The sequence below is a fragment of the Synechococcus sp. WH 8016 genome, assembly GCF_000230675.1.
GTDB lineage: Bacteria > Cyanobacteriota > Cyanobacteriia > PCC-6307 > Cyanobiaceae > Synechococcus_C.
In genome coordinates this window covers 739,112-756,343 of record NZ_AGIK01000001.1, presented here as the reverse complement: position 1 = coordinate 756,343, position 17,232 = coordinate 739,112, and the positions used below count along the sequence as shown (strand labels likewise).

The following is a 17,232-nucleotide window of genomic DNA, read 5'->3' as shown; positions in this document are numbered from 1 at the left end:
CTTAGGCAGAATTTAGAGCAACCGTTGTCACCATCCGAGATAGTGACCGTCTAGTTTTTAGACCATCGATCACGTCCGCAATACGACGCATTGGTGTAATGCCAGATCGTGCTTCGACTTCAACCGTAGCCATTGCAGGAGTTTTGACTAAAGCCAAGCCATCATTGAGATCACCTTCAATTGAACCAACAGCCATTGGTTCTACAGGCAGACACGTCTTGCGTCCGATATACACAGGGAATACCGGTGCAGTAAACGCAGCCAGAACAGCATCGATCAATTCTTTATTGTCTGATTCAAAGAAAACCAGATGACGAATTAGATGATCGCCAGCAGGTCCTGCTTCATGTGATTGATAGAACGTTTTACGCCGGATGCAAGGATCCTTACGGATCTTCCCATCAATCTTCATCCCACCAAAGATGGTTGAGAACTGCTTATGCGCAATGCCACTATTGATGACGACAGTTGCGATCTTCAAATCATTGAGATCATCAATCGATTGGTCTCTTGTGCGACCCATAGCCGCAGCCATCATTCCGATGACTGCAGATTTCGTGAGAGTTGATTGACCACCAGGTGATTTGTAATTTGAGTTAATTACGCCAACACCCGTTCTCACTGCTGCGATATTGACAATTCCTGTATATGTCATTTGATCTCTCCAGCAATCTCAAGAGTGGTCTGCAGGTATGCATCAATTGATTCACAAACTACCCAATCTGTTGGAATCTCCACTTGCTTGCGGATGGTTGGTGTCGCAAGAATGATAGGGATGTATCCTTCTCGTCCGTACATAGAACGAAAATCTTCGATGTGAGAGATCAATCGATTAGCAGAAGCAACCTGATCTCCTTCTTCTGTGCCAAATGGAACAGGTTGGACGAATGCACCTTCGAAAGTAATTGGGACGGAGCTCGTCACCACGTTAATCGAGACATCAGGGAAAGAGCGAGTGCTTGAGCACCGTTGACCACCATCAATCGTTGCAAGGATTTGTGCTCGCATCGATTCAGCAGTTGCTTTCAAGAATTGCGCTTCTGTCAGATGAGGAAGATTTAGATGCAACTGATCCATGTCCCAGAGGTTAGGTTCAAAGAACACACCGGAGGTCTGTTCACGATTGAACATTAGTTCCGCACCTGCATGATCTTCCCAATCTGGAGTTTTTGCATTTGCAGTACCTAACGTATTTGTCAGTTGAAGTTCACCCGTGGAGAACGAATGATTGACTGACAGCGCACCTGTAACTGATGTCTCCGGCATATCGCATTTAGTGTCACCACATAAAGCGACACCTAGACCAGCAAAGGACTTTTTGCGATATTCGCGTTCGACAAAGTCTTTGAGTTCTTTAAAACTCATCTCTGTTAGAGGCGTCAGTTCTTTTGCTTTCGCTGTCTTTTTGACAGCACCAGCGGCGACAATTTCAGCCAAGAACTGTCTTTGATAGTAAGAAACTGGCTGGATTGTATCCTCATTGCGTTTGAAAAGCAGCCAAGGATTCTCGTAAATAGCTTGGTCATCAGCTGATAATGCAGTTCCATCTGCAACTGCTTGATAGATACCAACAATCTGCTCTTTATTACTGACGTAGTCTCGCATCAATGCAGATACATATCGTCCATCTTTTTGTTCAGTGTCCAGTCGCTTCTGACTGATGCCAACAAAAGCAGCGATATAAGCAAGGTCAAGCCTCAGATCAATTGTGGACTGAGGTGCAGCAGCTGTCATCGCTTCAAAGCAGTGACGGAAAACAGAACGATCACGCTCTTCCGTCAGTTCCTCGATGTCAGTCAGTTCTTCTGCAAGATGACGAAGAGCTCGTGTCCGACTATTGCTTGAGATCATTGCCCGTGGTGTGCCACCGATATAGGTGATATTTGCTTGACCTGATTCAGAGCGTGAACCGTAGTTATGAGTAATAGTCCTCAGCGTTGAGTTGATGATATAAGCACCTTGACGACCACGAAGATTGGCACCGGATCGGATGCGATAGGTGATTTCCTGTACTACATCTTCTGAAATAGCAGGTGGTGTAACGTGAGAGGTATCCATGATTGTTCCTAAAGCGGTATTGTTTTGATTAGACATTTGAAATAAGGATTGAAAGTTTATAATTACGACGCCCGAGATTGAAATCTCAGGCACGCCCACCGAAGTGAGCAAGGGTTTGACCGATCGGATGCGATAAGTGAGGGATCACATCCACCGAAGTGGATATAGGAGATATTTAACTCTCCACTAAAGCATGTCTTTTATTTGCAAAAGCGTTACACCCTTAAGTGTCTTCTGATGTAGCCTCGGCATCATCATTTAGACGAGAGAAAGAAGTTACAAGACGAATACGTGGCATAGCAGGCTTGTCATCCCAATGCATCAAATCACCAAACAGAGATCCGATGTTTAGTTGATAACCTTTGCCGAGTAATTGATTTAGCATTGACTCAATATGTGGACGTGAATACTTAAGATCCATTGACACACATCGAGTAATCCTCTTGAGAACTTGATCTTTTGTTCCAGTTGCATCAGCCCACTGACGTAATACACGTCCTAGTGCTTTAGATTCAGCATTATGTCCTTCGAATTGACCAGTAGCAGGCGTATGTTGTGCTACTAGACGTGCCACGGTGACGATTGCTGGGAACGCATCAGGTCCTTTGATGCCAAATGATTTCTGTACATCGGCTATAACTTCTGGTGATGGTTGGATGCCGCATTGCGTAAGCAGCTGCATACGCATTCCAGGTTTATTTTTTACAACGCGAATAATATGATCAGCGAGTGCCATTGATTTCTTCCTCTAATTTACGTTTGATGAATTGAAATTTTGCGTTTGCGTGACCCACTGCTTGGACATAGCCAATGGTTGTCAGAGGCAATGTGCCAAGAGTTTGGTTCCACAGACCCAAAGCAATATCTAAAGTCCGTTTCTTTAAACTCTTGAATTTATCAGAGACAGCAACCAATCCAGCATTTGGATTGTCAATAATCCACTGGACTGCTTCCTCAAATAACGGTTGAGATAAGCCGAGGTATTGCTCAGATAGTGGATAGCGTGTCTTGAGTGCATCGCCAGATCCAAGTCCAGGCTTTGCCCATCGTGCGAATTGATTAAGAAGATTAAGGGGTCGTTTGTTCAACAGACGCTTTTTCTTATCTCCTTTTTCATTACTATCGTCGTAGCCTGGCAAGAACGCTTCACGATTAATGCGAGAAATGAATGCAAGCAATCCAAGTAAGTTCTTACTTACCAGTCCCTGCTCAAATACATTAGATGGAACAGTCATTGATGCTTGAGTTACAGATGCAATCGCAGGATTATTAAGACCTGCCATCACAACGCCGAGCACTTCATATCCGATGGATTCGGGCATGAGTCCTGCATCACGCAGGTCTTGCCAGTGTTCTGTGATTGGTGCAGGCTGAATTGATGAATGCCCCAATGTCTCAAAGATTGTTCTCATATCAGACCAATCAGATGATTTGTTTGATGGTGATAAGAACTTCAAAACATTTGCTGCTGTAATTCGTGGGCACGATTGCAGTAGATCATTACGCAAAGGCAGTGTGTCATCAATCCACTCACGTTGTATTTTCTCAGATGGACCAGAGAATACTTTATAAGGTGCATCACCATTCCATAAAATCAATGTTGATTTAGAAAGCGTAGATAATAACTGAAACTCATTATCTGGCGTTACAGTAACAGGGAACGGTCGTCTTGACTTCTCCCATGGAGCCACTTCAGTCTCATCAACGAGGCACTTGGGTAAGTTGACGATTATTGTTTCTCGTAGTGTTGGCAGTTTTGCGACCACATGTGTGCGATTAGGTAACAATGATTTAGAAGCATTTGCTTCAAACTTTGATTGACCTAGCTTCCTCATCTCATCTACCTTTGATGAAGACAAGGAAGAGCACCTGCCATATTTACCAGCAAATGCTTCACGCAATAGGAATTGAGCGATGTCAATAAATTCAAATGGGGGAACATCATCAATCAAATACTGATAGCCAAACAACAGATCCTTCTCAGTCTTGCCTGTAATTAGCAAGGCATTTAAATTTTCTGGCTGACATAACATCGAACCATTGGAAGCTTTTAGAGTCCCAATCTCAGCTATCTGTAAGAATGGTTTTGTTTCGTCTCTTACGTTGAAGAGATCTTTATTCTCCGCTAGATATTGCAGGACATTTTGCTGTAGATCGTTTGAGTCAAGCAGAGCTCTTACATCAGCGACATTAGCGACTCCACCTGATACACGCATCAGGATTATCTTTAGGAAATGCATGATGCATAGAGTGGACATACCATCTACACCTGTGATATCAGCGATCTGATTCCAGTCAGTAAATAGTGTTTCTAGTGAGACATATCGGTTTTTACCATCGGTATATAAAGCAGCGACCCATGGGTCTGATACAAGATTGTTGTGTGTCATAGTCATAAGAGTGAAAGAATATAAGTGAATATCGCCCACCTAAGTGAGCAGTTAGCAATCGCCATTTTTGGTAGGATCACGACCACCGAAGTGATCAGATATGAATGGGTCGTGTCAGGATCACATCTACCGAAGTAGATATAAGAGAGATTTAACTCTCCACTAAAGCATGTCTTTTATCTGCAAAAGCGTTACACCCATCAGTGTGTATCTTGCCAGGATGTCCCAATCTCCCCTGCTGCCGTAATAGGTACGCGGAAGTTGTAGTATTCGCCTGCTTTTAGTGCAGCTGCTTCGATGATTGTTTTGATATCTTCAGCAATCTCAGGGCGACATGATGCTTGGATCTCGTCATGACAATAAACACAGAAAGTGAAGTCCTTACCCCACTCGTATTTAGCAATGACATCGTTGTAAGCAATTACAACCCAACGCTTACTCAGGACTGCACCAGACCCTTGCAAGCAGTAGTTCAGTCCGGCATGTTCCGCCGTACAAGTGATAGGACGACCATCCAGACCCTTGAGTTGCCCTTCAGTTCTGATCCGATCTTTTACAGCAGCCACCAATGGTTCAAGTCCAGGAATTGCATCAAGAAATTTCTGACGTAACTCCTTCCCTCGTATGCGTTGTGATGATTCAGATAAAGTGGGGTGAACTAGTTTGCCTAACTTGACATCGCCCGCCCCATAGATGAACCCATAGGTGAGACTTTTCACGAGCTTTCTTGAGATTGGCGTCTCAGGCGTAGATACAGAATCGGCGTTGATCTGGTGAATATCGCCATTGACAACAATGTGAGCAAAGCGTCCCTCGTCATAGGGTGCGAGGAAGTGCCCAAGTGCCCTCAATTCCAGCCCTTCTAAATCGACTCCCACAAGAACGTGACCTTTATGCGGGACAAATAGTTGACGAGCCCATGGTGCAGAAACGACCTGCCCGAGGTTGGGACCTGAGTGAGCATTGCGTCCTGTTTGAGTAGCGAGGCGACAACTGTGGTGGATACAACCGTCATCGCCTACTTTTTTGATCCAGGCATTTGCACCTTCAGATAACTGGCCCATCCACTTCTGGAGTTTCAGTAGTGTCCGAAAGTGTCGAGCGGATTTACGAGCGCGACGTGAGTAGTCATGGTCTTCCATAACAGAAGCAAGAATGTCTTCGTCGATTTGGATCTGACCTGAATCTGTCTTCTTGTCAAACTCAACACCTAGTGTTTGCAGGGCATGGGCAATATGAACACGGGAAGTTGGGTTGAATTCCAACAGCTCATGAAATGGACAGCCTGCTTGTGTGTTTCGTTTGGATGACCGAACCTTGGGTATCTTAAGTTTGCCTTTCATCGCTGGAAAACGATGGATCAGACCCGTGCGTATCTTCTCGAATCGACTTGAGAGTATCTTTTGAATACGAGTAGCAGCAGCAATATCTAAGCGGAATCCAGATGCCTCTTGACGTGCCATGATCCGTGCCAGATCCATCTCAAGTTCGACATAATCAGGAATAATCATTGGTTTGCCTCCATTCGTCTTTGCATTAGACGGTATAATTTAATGTTGGTCGTAGTATCTTGAATACAGTATTGAAGCATCGCATCTGAGTATGTAGACCAATCATTCTGTTTGCCAAAGTCACCTTTCTCTTCTCCAAGTCGCAGTCCCCACGCCTCTAATGAATGTGACCCATAAAGTCGCTTTGGCAGTCCGTAAGGAGAGCGAGTGAAATCTTTATCAGCTAAAGTTGCATAGTACAAGCGACTAAGCACCAAAGTATCAAGGACCTTTTTCGGTGGATTGAAATTTGGATATAGCTCATGTAATAACGCTTCATCATACGAGATGATATTGTGGCCCACTAGTAAGTCAGCACTTTCAAGTAGTTTGACGCCTTCATCTACGTTGTTTTTGACAGTATCAAAAACTAGTGGTGGCGATTCATCATCTGCCAGATTTCTGACGACAATGCAATGAATTTGAGAGCCTTGCCGGAGAAGTCCGGTGCTCTCTATGTCATATAAAAGTTCCATAAGAATAGAAGTATAGGTGAATAAATACGCCCACCGAAGTGAGCAAGTGGATAGTCATTGGCCCGAGGATCACGCCCACGGTATGTGAGCTATAGATACCAACGCCTTCAACATCCGAGGATCACGCCCACCTAAATGAGCAATAGATGCCTAGCGTAAATGTCAGGATCACGCCCACGAGAGTGAGCAAGTGGCGTCGTTGGATCACTGAAGGATTACGCCCACCGAAGTGAGCAACTTGATGAGTATGTGATCTCGGGATCACGCCCACGGTATGTGAGCAAGTGCAGGATCACATCCACCGTAGTGGATATAGGAGAGATTTAACTATCCCCTTAAGCATGTCTTTTATCTGCAAAAGCGTTACACCCATATTTCACCTGATATAACGTATGCCAAGCCCATCGATGGTATACACAATCTCATAAGGACCAATCATTTTGATTGAGCCCTCAGTCATATCAACCACATTACCTAGGACTGGATGATCAGGTTTCATCACTGATCCCTGCGCTTGTTGCCAAAAGTGAGGACGATTGGAAACTGACACCGAGTGATTCTTGACATATAGCAAGAAATTGGACTTATATAAAAAGTCATCTTTGTAATTCGCAGGTCTCACAAAGATTTGAATCGTCCAATTAATGTCACGTGGCGAGTGTGAAATGTATTGTTCTTTGAAGCGTGTCAAACCTGATAACCCATCGATTGGAACAGACGTATCCATTGGGTCTGGCAGTTTAGGAATGACAAATTCTTCTGCTTGTGACCGCTCAGCACGGGGCACGAGAGCTTGCTTATCAACAAATGCTTGCCAGAACCTGTGATAAATCACAGGCAATCCTTTTGGAACAGGAGCATCCTTAAGGTTTGATGGCATTTGATGTGCTGTATCTACAAACAATTGTGCTTGCTGAGGCAATAACAGTATGCTGTCCTGCTTGAGATAAGCATAGGTTTGAAGCACAGGCACTCCACGGAAACCTTGGATTCGCTTTGGTAGCAATACAAAGTCCGCTTGTCCAATAGAGAACTTGTCATCCTCAGTGATGCACGGTTCTTCTAAATACAATTCATATGTAGGCATTTTGTTAGATCGATTGAATCGACCTACTCGTCCCATGATTTGTATTAGATCCTCTGCTGGTTGGACGTGAGTTACAACAACATCAAAGTCCACATCGAGTGATTCACGCAGGACTTGCGTTGCTATCACAATGATCTTGCCCTGCATTGACGGATCTTTTCCGCAGTATTCAAAGAGGGTCTTCTCTTTTGCGTTGCGATCTTTTGGGCGATGACGGCTGTGATATGACATCACATGGAATCCCACTGATGCCAGCTTTGCTCGTACTTGTGACGTTAGCTCTCTTACATGAGTAGTCGTTGCACATACAACAGCAATACGATCATTGTCGGCTGCTAGTTGCTTGATTGTCTCAAACCAAGTTCCGTGTTCAAACCACTTGACTTCTACTTGCTTGGCGTCATGAACATCACACGGCAAATCTTCCTGCCTAAGTTCCCCAGAGGGAGAAAGGATGATGGCTTGAGCGTGCTCCGTCAACTCAAGATCAGACGAAAGCTTTGTTTGCTGTCCTTCGGCGTACGCTTCCAGAAACTTAGTTAGTTTGTTTGTGCTGATTGTCGCAGTCAAAGCGATAACAGGTGTACCAAAGAAACCGCAGTAATAAAGCAGTCTTTCCAGAATGCAATCCATCCGTCCATCGTATGAGTGGATTTCATCGATAATGATTGGACGGCTGAATAGCCAATATCCACGACCTACAAATTTGCCATCTGCAATTACAGACATCAAAGCTTGGTCAATTGTTGCTACTGAATACTGTGCCGATAGGCAGTCTTGTAGCGACTCGCCTTGCAGAGCAAGCGCTGCTTTCCAGACATCAGTAAAACAATCGATATCACGGTAAGCTTCAGGGTCAGCCAAGACTGACTCCATTGCTGATTCAAAAATACAGCCAGCATCAGAGTGAGCCAACGCTGGTATTGACTGAGTTGCATCAGGGTTACGTTTAAGAAAACTCAGCAGTGCATAAAACATTCCATTCGCTGTTGATCGTCGATTCGCAAGTAATGAGAATCCACATACGTGATATATCGCACTTATAAATGCAGCGATTGTTTTACCTGAACCAGTCGGCATCTTAAGGACAGTCATCCCATCTTGCTTACCTAACTGCTCTAGTTTTTCTTGATGAGGGCGAGCAATAATATCAAAACCGTTTAATGTTTTGTTAATAATCTCCTGAGGCTTTTGTATTCCATACCGATGAATTACTGATGATGCTTCATCTGAAGACAAGCCTGCAGGCTTTTGTTCGCCATTGATGAGTCTGAAGTTTGCCTCGCGGCTGGCATTGTGATCTGCATTGATAACAAGCCCTGCTACCAGCAGCGACCAAGCAACAGGAATAGCATCAGGTATCTCCATTGTCTTATCAGGGTCAATCTCTTGACGGAGCTGATGGAGCAAATCAAGACGCTGTGCTTCGAATTCTCGGTATGGCTCGTGAATTTCTAATTGAGAAAAATAGTCATTTAGATTTTTGACTCTTTCTCGTGACGGATACAGACCATGATGTGCTGTAACACAATGCGCCATCATCACTGCGGTTGATTGATCAACCCCAAATTCTTCACTAAAGAGTCGAGGCAGAATGACCGCCGCCATTGGTCCATGGTGAAGGGGATTTAACTTCATCCCTGATTGTTGTTCTTTGAATGCTTGAACGGCTCCTACAATTTCAGATGGGAAATGACAATCATTAATCTGCTGATACGCATCGTATATGCCGCGTTGCGTTTGAAAAGCAATATCCATTTTGGCTATATCGTGTGACCCCGCGATAATTGCAATCAGTTGAGCGCATGACTGAGTGGATACGCCTATTGGATTGGCTAGATGATTTAACCTTCGGTCATCGAGATTAATGACACGGTGATATGCCATATTAGCAGCATTTATGCAATGCTGTAGAACAGTGTCATACTCAAAATCTTTATTGAGTTTGCCGATTAGTTTTGTTTGAAATGTCATAAGAGTGGAATATAAGTGTGCATAAAAAACGCCCACCTAAGTGAGCAATGTAAATAAGGTCGATCGCCTGTGGATCACGCCCACGGTATGTGAGCTATGTGAATGCTCGCTGAAAGGATCACATCTACCGTAGTAGATATAAGAGAGATTTAACTCTCCACTAAAGCATGTCTTTTATCCGCAAAAGCGTTACAGGTGTGTTGCATCGATATCTGTATGAAAGACACCCGACGCAGATGCAGGTGAAATACCATTGTGATGCCTGCGATAGAGAATATCTAGGCAAGCAATCAATTCAACTGTAGTCACAGGTGTCATATGAATTTTGTACCAACTACACGAGAGTATTTGCCCCATTCCTTGGTTGTATTCATTGACATTTCCACGAGTAAAGTTTGTCAAGAATATCTGATCGTAGTCTCTAAGCTTCTTGCCTGGGTTTCTTAATTTAAGTGTCTCCGTCTTGGGATCATATTGCCAATGATCCATCGTCTCAAGCTCAAAGCTTTCAGAGCCATTGATCATACGCATCATCCATCGAACAGTTTGATTCACTGCTCTTTTGACGAATGTCTTTAAATCACTGGAATGAAAGACTGGGTGATAACGTGAGATTAATGACACATCTTGATGTGGAACTGTAATGGCAACAACTTGCCCTTCTGATGATCTGAGTGGAATGCTTGCGTCAAATGGATTTGGAGTTTTTGCTTTTGATTTAGTAGTCATGATTTTATTTATGTAAGTAGATCTAGGACGTGCCTATATTTATTCTATTGAATTCCATCATAATCAATGGAATTCACTGTCGTGGACTGTATTTAGAAGTCCGCTTTTGCCTTCAAATGAGCTGCAAATTCTTCTAAATCTGTGACTGTTGGTTTATCATCTGTTGACCCACCAGGCATCTCACGGATAATCCATACCCATGGACGACCATTATCACGTCGCACCTGCTTGTATTCTGCTTGATCTCTTGTGAAGAGCAGTCGCATTAGGTTGTTGAGTCGTTTTACATCAGACGTTGTTTGCCGTGAATCTTCAACACCAATCTGAGACAGAGCAAGTCCTGGTGTGAACTCACGCCTTAATCGTGCAAAGTCGAGCAACTTAGTTTCCCAAGGATCTACTTGAGTAAAGTTCCTTTGCCAAGTATTCAGTGCTTCGCGTTCTTCATCAGTGAACCCACGCATCTCACGGCTATTTGCAGTGTATGTCTCGGCGATGATGTCAGCTGCAGCCCAGATCTTTACATTTAGACCATCACGGACCTCTTCCCAAGGGATTTCCCACCCATGTGGAATGAGGATAGGCATAAACCGTCGTTCACCTGTGCCATCTTGAAAGAGGTCAGATCGATTGGTAGTTCCAATCAATGCAAAGCGTCTAAGTAATTTGACAGGCTGCGCTGCGTATGGCTTACGGCAATTGTCAATACGAGTCGTCACCATGTTTTTCATTGGCTCAATTGATCGTTGATTACGCATCTGCGCATCAATTTCAGGCATTTCAAGCAAGAAGCCAATATGTAATTGGTGTGGCTCACGTTTGATGGTCTCGATTGGCAAGGTCATCTGCTGAAACAAATCCTTAAATCGTTGGGGTACAAGATGCGTGCAGAATTGACTCTTTCCACACCCTTGAGCACCTACCAGGATTGGCATCCATTGCAGTGTCTCACCTGGATGCCTGGCAAGGAATGCCATCGCAACTAAAAATCGAGCAAGGAATCTATTGCGAAGATATTCACCACAAATAATCGGCTCATCACCGTGGTGTCCAAGCAACTGCTCTCCAAGAGAGAACAGGAATTCCTGTGCTTCTTCAAGACCCATTGTCGGGTACTGCTTACGGCACCACTCAATCATTTCGAGTTGAGGCTCGTAAGGGTTCTTCTTAGCTACAAAGATGAACGCATCCTTTGCTCGTTGAGCAGGAATAAAGACGCCGTGCTCTACTGCCAGATGAACTGACAGTTGATTGAGTTCTTCGCCTTCTGTTTCATGCCACCCAAGCTTGCCAGTCTGATCGTGAATCTTTAAGTATTCATACTGGTCAGTCATACGATTATGACGCAAACCTTGGAACTTTTCACTAACGATTTGGACATCGTTTTGGATTTGCTTAGCTTGGTCTTCTTCTGTTTTACGAGGGCGTCCCTTCTTGCGTTTAGTCTTTGACTCCAGCATCTCTTTAAGAGATGATTCAAATACTATAAACTCACCAACAGTAAAATCTTCGATAAACGGGTGCTTGTCAGATACACCTAAATATCTTTCCTGCATCGACTCATCTTGTAAGCCCTTGATCGCTAAGTCATGGTATCCGTCTTTATATTCATTTGCTTCAATCTTTGATAGCAATATTGCTTTCGCTGATCTTAATACTAGTAATAATTCTTCGTCTGCATTTGGCCCTTCTAGCAGTTCCAACTGCAAATCTATTTGTTTCATTCTGATATTCATCAGTATCTCCGTAGTGTGATAAGTCGTTTGTCTTTATTAACTACTTAAGTGTAGCAATATTTGTCGGACAGTTAAGACCTCCTGAACATATATCGTGGTGCAGTATTCATAGATTGTGCAAGAATTGCATCTAAGTCCATAGATTGACCACTGCCTGGATTGAAGCTAAGTGCTTCAGGCAAGAATGATGACCACCTATTGTCTTGCATCTTGGCGTGCTTAAAGATCGTGGCTGGTCCGCCACAAGTCAAGCCATTCCATTTCAGTGAAGGATCCAGATTTGCTGGCTTACTGCCGTGATGTCCTTTGGATACCCAATGACGCCACGCATCAACCATCTGATCGCCAATGGAGGCACATGCTGCAGTGATCGGAAGATAGAAGCTGTTGTACTCTCCTTCTTCTGTAGGACGCAAGAAATTTTCTAATACGAAAATCGCCCGTTTGATGTCGATATCAGTGACACCATCCATACCTTTAGCTGCGAATTGCGGCTCGTCAGGGATTGGAATGGTTGCTGCTACTGCGATCGGTACGCAAGCATCAGCATTGTGAATGACTTCTGCATTGCGATTGCCATACCACAAGCGTTCTGGCTTACGCCCACAATTGTCTTCGAAATCATCGATACCCAGTTGTGCCGCTAGTTTCAAAGCAATCCAGTCGTAAGTGCATCGGTGCTCCCATACGGTTGTCATAGGCATACCTTCTATAGGAAATAGGGCACGAAACCGGTGCACTTCTGGTGTATGAGACGCAGATGTGTAGGTCATCACGCACCAGTCTTGAGCAACTTTTGTGGTCCAGAATTTCTCTAAGGAACAATCCCCGTCAAAATCAAAGACTACGCAGTTGCTACCTTGAGCATTGGCTTGCTTTCTGTGACCGTCACGGAAGTGTGTGGCGGTCCAGCCGTATCCACGTTGGATATGAGCGGCGATTTCTTCAGGAGTTTTCCAATCAGATAGCCAGCCTTTGGCAACCTTTTGAGGATCCTGTTTATCGATGCACCTTGAGTGCAATGAACATTTGATTTTCATTTTAATTAAAAGATAGTTAGTTCGAACTGCATACGTAATGCGTCAAACCAGAATTGTTAGTTACGCCCACCGTAGTGAGCATGCTTTGGCGGTCTGAACTGGGTCCTGAGGATCACGCCCACCTAAGTGAGCATTTGCAATGCAACGACATTACGTAAGGATCACACCCACCGAAGTGAGTATTGATCTGTCTCACTTCCGCCAGGATCACGCCCACGAGATGTGAGCAATGGAGTAAACAGATTGTCTGTGCTGAAGAATCACGCCCACGGTATGTGAGCAAGTTGATCGCTTGCTGCTACGAGGATCACGCCCACCGAAGTGAGCAATTTTTGGAAGGGATGCAGGGATCACGACCACAGATGTGGTCAAAGGGAGGTCGAAACCTCCCGATGTTCCTTTACGCATAAACACGAGGGACAACCCAAACCCCGCCTTGGACTTACAGCAGAGACTATGAAAAACTGCATGCCAAGTGTTTAGAAATCAGACAAAGCAACTGAAGCTTTGACTGCCAGTTCCTCAGCAGACAACGACTGGGCTTGCGATTCAGCTTCTTCGAATGAGCTATCCAGTTGTGTGCGCATCGAATTGCCTTTCTTACGGCCGCCTCCACCTTTGCGAGATTTCACTCGGTCTGTCTCTTGCATAAAGGTTGCACTGACTTTTAGCTTGTCGTAAACGGTCGTGCCGACTTCACCTTTCGAGCGGAATAAGTTACCCATAAAATACACTTCAGTCCCATCAGCAACTGTCTCGCACTTATCACCAGTTCCGCCTTCATCTGTTCCGATGACTTGTAAGCGTGATTCGTATCGTCCTTCTTCAAGAAGAGACTCACAACCAGACGCCACAAACAGTTCACGCTTGCGTTTGGTATCGTCTTCAAAATCTGTGATTGGGCTGGAATAGCCAGAACCAAAGATGATTGCTTGTTCGGGTTCAATCTTGGTATCCATCCGTAGACGACGAGCACTTCCAACATGCACAATCACTTTGGGTGGTTTTGTGATGTCTTTTGTTTTCTCGTCTTTTTCTGCAAGCACCGACTGAATAACACCTGAGACTAAAACTTTTACTGGAGTAGTAGATGCGTCTTCAGCAAGTGATTTTAGAAACGTACCGTTTTCAGTCCCTTGCTCTACGTGTAGTAGGACTGGAATGCCAGGATTATTTGCTTGATTTAATGCTTTGAATTCGTAGATTTTTACGCCATCCGTAGATGTCGATTCTGTAGCAGGGGCAATAATTGTTGCCGATAGAGTTGTGAAGAAAGCCATTGGTTTTTAGATCGAATATATTTTTATTGCCACGTGGGCTGTATCAGAATTTGTCCGACACTTTTGATTGTAGCCTCTACATAATAAATATGTGAGGTATAAAAATAGCCCCCGAATTATCGGAGGCAACGCCCACCTGAGTGAGCAATTGGCCCGACCTGCGATGAACACGAAGGATCACGCCCACCGAAGTGAGCAAATGTGCCAGCAATACCACATGTAGGATCACGCCCACCGAAGTGAGCAGCGCGGCAGATAATCGCAAGAGGGATCACGCCCACGGTATGTGAGCAATTAGTGGATAAACTCTGCATCAGGATCACATCTACCGAAGTAGATATAAGAGAGATTTAACTCTCCACTAAAGCATGTCTTTTATCTGCAAAAGCGTTACACCCAGTATCATGTCTTTCTTTTGTATGTGTTGTCCCGATCTTTGAAATACCAATCATACTGTCGCATCCTAATTGTGAAGCGAAAGTTTGATTGGATTGTGATGCGCATGTCAGATAATGATTAGACATTACGGCGTGGATGCGTGCACGACTGGAGTCATACATTGACATCTCTGCTTCTAACGAAACGAACCGCATGTCGCATTGCTCAATTTTTTGATCGAGTTTGTTTGTAGAAAGCTGTACTCCTTTAATTGGTAGAAGAACAGCATCGGCGCAGCCTCTGCCATATGTCAGTTGCCTGCTACGTACATGACCGATCATCGCAGGATCTTTAGCCAGAAGCCCAAGCATGGAGTCAAGTTGCGAGGCGGAGCTAGGAGTTCCATACACCCATGATCTACCAAGCAGTTTCAATGCCCAGTCACATAGCGGTGTTGAGACTTTAGGTCCGTCTGTAATTACGCGAGAGACTTCCTTTTTAATAGAAGTCAGGAATTTTGATTGGATTAAATGTCCTGATAAGGAATATGTGTCTGAAATGTGACCGGCGTATGCTCGTACTTTTGGTAGAACAATGTCTCCAGGTAGTGTCATCTGCGTATGAGGGTGGTCAAATGGCAGAGCCAGAATGAGTAATCTTTCCAGCTCTGATGATTTCTGCCTTGCTGTTGTATGTAGGCTATCTAGTTGTTCTCTCGTTTCTACAGCACGGAGGATTGGTGCTCCTGCCATACCAGTGAGTTGTATCGCATTATTATTTGATTCAAGGGATGTCCAAGAGATACCTGTAACATCTAGGTATCCCTTCCAATCGTCAATTGCTGTCATGCGTTTCTCCCTTTTATACTTCGTTTGTTGTCTCTTTTGGTTCCTCCAGTCTAGCGATAACTTCAGGAAAGATGTGTCCTCCTTTGTTTATATAAAGCAGCATGTGCTCAATATGTGAGTTAGATACAGTCGTGCAGAGACTGTGTTCTTCCTTGACTGGTAACACTGCTGTTTCTTGTCTGCTGAAGCCAAATTTAAGTAGTCCTCTTTTGATTTTACTTCGCAGCGTTGCATCCTTAATCTGTAGTCTATTGACAGTTCTTTCGGTAACTGTAACTTCAAGTAACTCTCTACAAATACTAAGTATTTCTCTTGTTAGTCTCCTGGTCTTGTGTTCTCCAATTCCAGTGATTGATTTCATAGTCAAGATACTTGACTCAAGTGTCTTTTTCCCTAGTTGCATCACTTCGTACGCAGGGTCTAAGAATGTCATCAGGATTAACTGCTGCTCATAAGACATCTTTTCGATGGCTTTTGCAAGTAGTGTTGTGACTTCTTCACGCACCAAAGGCTTGTAATCATTAGGGACAATATCGCCCTGCATTTTTGCCCTGTCACCTGGTGGCATTTTGTCATCATAAGATGCATCTACCTGAGGAATTGGCTTACAGTCTTCCGTTTCTTGCTTTAGTAGCTTACAAACATCGTTCTTGACTATTAATTTAATAGTGTCTGTGACTTGTGGAGGATCTAGATCCTTTACTAGACATATTGTCAACAGAGGTTGCCTACGTACGGTCTTTTGCTTTTGCTCTGGCGTGATTATATTTGTGCATATTTCACCAGCTAGAGTTCCTCCTTCTGAATCTTTATGAAGATCCTTTCTATGTGCATGCAATGAGGTAATTGCTTCAGCTAAGCCAAAGCTATTCACATATAAGGTAAGTACGTGGCGCACAAATAGTGCGTAATCTGATTCACCTATAATCTCTTCAGGAATGTGTCCATCTTGATCTAGATGAGGCAGGCATGCTGATCGTGCCTCAGAAATAATGTAAGACCATTGACGATGTGTCAGAGGACGTTTTAGTGTAGGGAACATTCTTCTCATACGAATGTTGAATGTCCGATTAGTGTTGAACAACTGATCCCTATGCGGGTCTGGCTCAACGGTTTGCGTAGCGGCAATCGCTACTTGACGAAGTCTGAGTATAAGCTGTCTGTTGCGCTTTTTGTATTGAGCCGCTTTTTCCGAAGCAGGCTGAAGTTGAGCCAAATCTGTGAGAGTATTCATTTCGTTTTAATCGAGTGTTTTAGGGGTGGGAAGTGTTGTTATGACAACCACATGTCGAAAATATCTTCATCAGACATCTCCATCGGTGGTTCATAAAGCGCACCTTGTGTGCGGTTGGGAAACATTTCATCCAGCGATTGCTGGCGTTCGTGTTGCCGTGAGTGGTCTGTTAATTCACGTGATCGGACAATCGCTTCGATTTCTGCATCAGTGAATTGAATCGGCTCTTCAAGTTGTGAAGGCGATTCGCCAAGTATTTCTAGGATCTTGGCAGGAGAGTACGTCATTTGTGTTCTTCATATGTGTGTTCCGCTCTTTAAAAGAGCCGCCGACAGGCGGCCAATACAATTGGTTACATTGGATATTGATTGATAGTTTTGTCTCCTCTCTAAATATAGGATAGGTATTGGGTATTGTCAACATATAGGCCCAACAAATGTTGAGCCTATGTA

Annotated in this window: 14 protein-coding genes; all 14 read right to left on the bottom strand. The window is 44.1% G+C overall.

What is annotated here, in order from left to right; all coding sequences use genetic code 11:
- Position 1: 1 nt before the first annotated feature.
- The gene (locus tag SYN8016DRAFT_RS03970) at positions 2-655 is read right to left on the bottom strand and encodes a type I-E CRISPR-associated protein Cas5/CasD (RefSeq protein ID WP_006852990.1); all 654 of its coding nucleotides are present in this window, start codon (positions 653-655) and stop codon (positions 2-4) included.
- Positions 652-2,157: a type I-E CRISPR-associated protein Cas7/Cse4/CasC gene (locus SYN8016DRAFT_RS03965; RefSeq protein WP_216725572.1), complete on the bottom strand. Its 1,506-nt coding sequence runs from the start codon at positions 2,155-2,157 to the stop codon at positions 652-654. The genes SYN8016DRAFT_RS03970 and SYN8016DRAFT_RS03965 overlap by 4 nt, the downstream gene beginning before the upstream one ends.
- 124 nt (positions 2,158-2,281) lie before the next feature.
- On the bottom strand, positions 2,282-2,794 hold the full coding sequence (locus tag SYN8016DRAFT_RS03960) for a type I-E CRISPR-associated protein Cse2/CasB (RefSeq protein WP_006852988.1): 513 nt from the start codon (positions 2,792-2,794) through the stop codon (positions 2,282-2,284).
- Positions 2,781-4,454 carry a type I-E CRISPR-associated protein Cse1/CasA gene (locus tag SYN8016DRAFT_RS03955; RefSeq protein WP_006852987.1) on the bottom strand — a complete coding sequence of 558 codons (1,674 nt, stop codon included), beginning with the start codon at positions 4,452-4,454 and terminating at the stop codon, positions 2,781-2,783. Before SYN8016DRAFT_RS03955 ends, SYN8016DRAFT_RS03960 begins: the two co-directional genes overlap by 14 nt.
- Positions 4,455-4,648: 194 nt before the next feature.
- On the bottom strand, positions 4,649-5,959 hold the full coding sequence (locus SYN8016DRAFT_RS03950; RefSeq protein WP_006852986.1) for a DNA polymerase: 1,311 nt from the start codon (positions 5,957-5,959) through the stop codon (positions 4,649-4,651).
- Positions 5,956-6,474: a hypothetical protein gene (locus SYN8016DRAFT_RS03945; RefSeq protein ID WP_006852985.1), complete on the bottom strand. Its 519-nt coding sequence runs from the start codon at positions 6,472-6,474 to the stop codon at positions 5,956-5,958. The genes SYN8016DRAFT_RS03950 and SYN8016DRAFT_RS03945 overlap by 4 nt, the downstream gene beginning before the upstream one ends.
- Before the next feature lie 376 nt (positions 6,475-6,850).
- Positions 6,851-9,535, bottom strand: a complete 2,685-nt coding sequence (locus SYN8016DRAFT_RS03940) for a CRISPR-associated helicase/endonuclease Cas3 (RefSeq protein WP_006852984.1) — start codon at positions 9,533-9,535, stop codon at positions 6,851-6,853.
- 189 nt (positions 9,536-9,724) lie between these two features.
- Entirely contained in the window at positions 9,725-10,264 is a 540-nt protein-coding gene (locus tag SYN8016DRAFT_RS14945) for a hypothetical protein (protein WP_006852983.1), read from the bottom strand.
- A gap of 92 nt (positions 10,265-10,356) precedes the next feature.
- Positions 10,357-12,000: a virulence-associated E family protein gene (locus SYN8016DRAFT_RS03930; RefSeq protein ID WP_006852982.1), complete on the bottom strand. Its 1,644-nt coding sequence runs from the start codon at positions 11,998-12,000 to the stop codon at positions 10,357-10,359.
- A 71-nt stretch (positions 12,001-12,071) separates the two neighbouring features.
- On the bottom strand, positions 12,072-13,040 hold the full coding sequence (locus tag SYN8016DRAFT_RS03925) for a hypothetical protein (RefSeq protein ID WP_006852981.1): 969 nt from the start codon (positions 13,038-13,040) through the stop codon (positions 12,072-12,074).
- Positions 13,041-13,519: 479 nt separating this feature from the next.
- Positions 13,520-14,320, bottom strand: coding sequence for a hypothetical protein (locus tag SYN8016DRAFT_RS03920; protein WP_006852980.1), 801 nt, complete (start codon positions 14,318-14,320; stop codon positions 13,520-13,522).
- A gap of 350 nt (positions 14,321-14,670) precedes the next feature.
- Positions 14,671-15,546 (bottom strand): hypothetical protein, encoded by an 876-nt coding sequence (locus SYN8016DRAFT_RS14940; protein ID WP_006852979.1) that lies wholly within the window; start codon positions 15,544-15,546, stop codon positions 14,671-14,673.
- Positions 15,547-15,559: 13 nt separating this feature from the next.
- The gene (locus tag SYN8016DRAFT_RS03915; protein WP_006852978.1) at positions 15,560-16,780 is read right to left on the bottom strand and encodes a hypothetical protein; all 1,221 of its coding nucleotides are present in this window, start codon (positions 16,778-16,780) and stop codon (positions 15,560-15,562) included.
- Between the two features lie 38 nt (positions 16,781-16,818).
- On the bottom strand, positions 16,819-17,067 hold the full coding sequence (locus tag SYN8016DRAFT_RS03910; RefSeq protein ID WP_006852977.1) for a hypothetical protein: 249 nt from the start codon (positions 17,065-17,067) through the stop codon (positions 16,819-16,821).
- Positions 17,068-17,232: the final 165 nt, after the last annotated feature.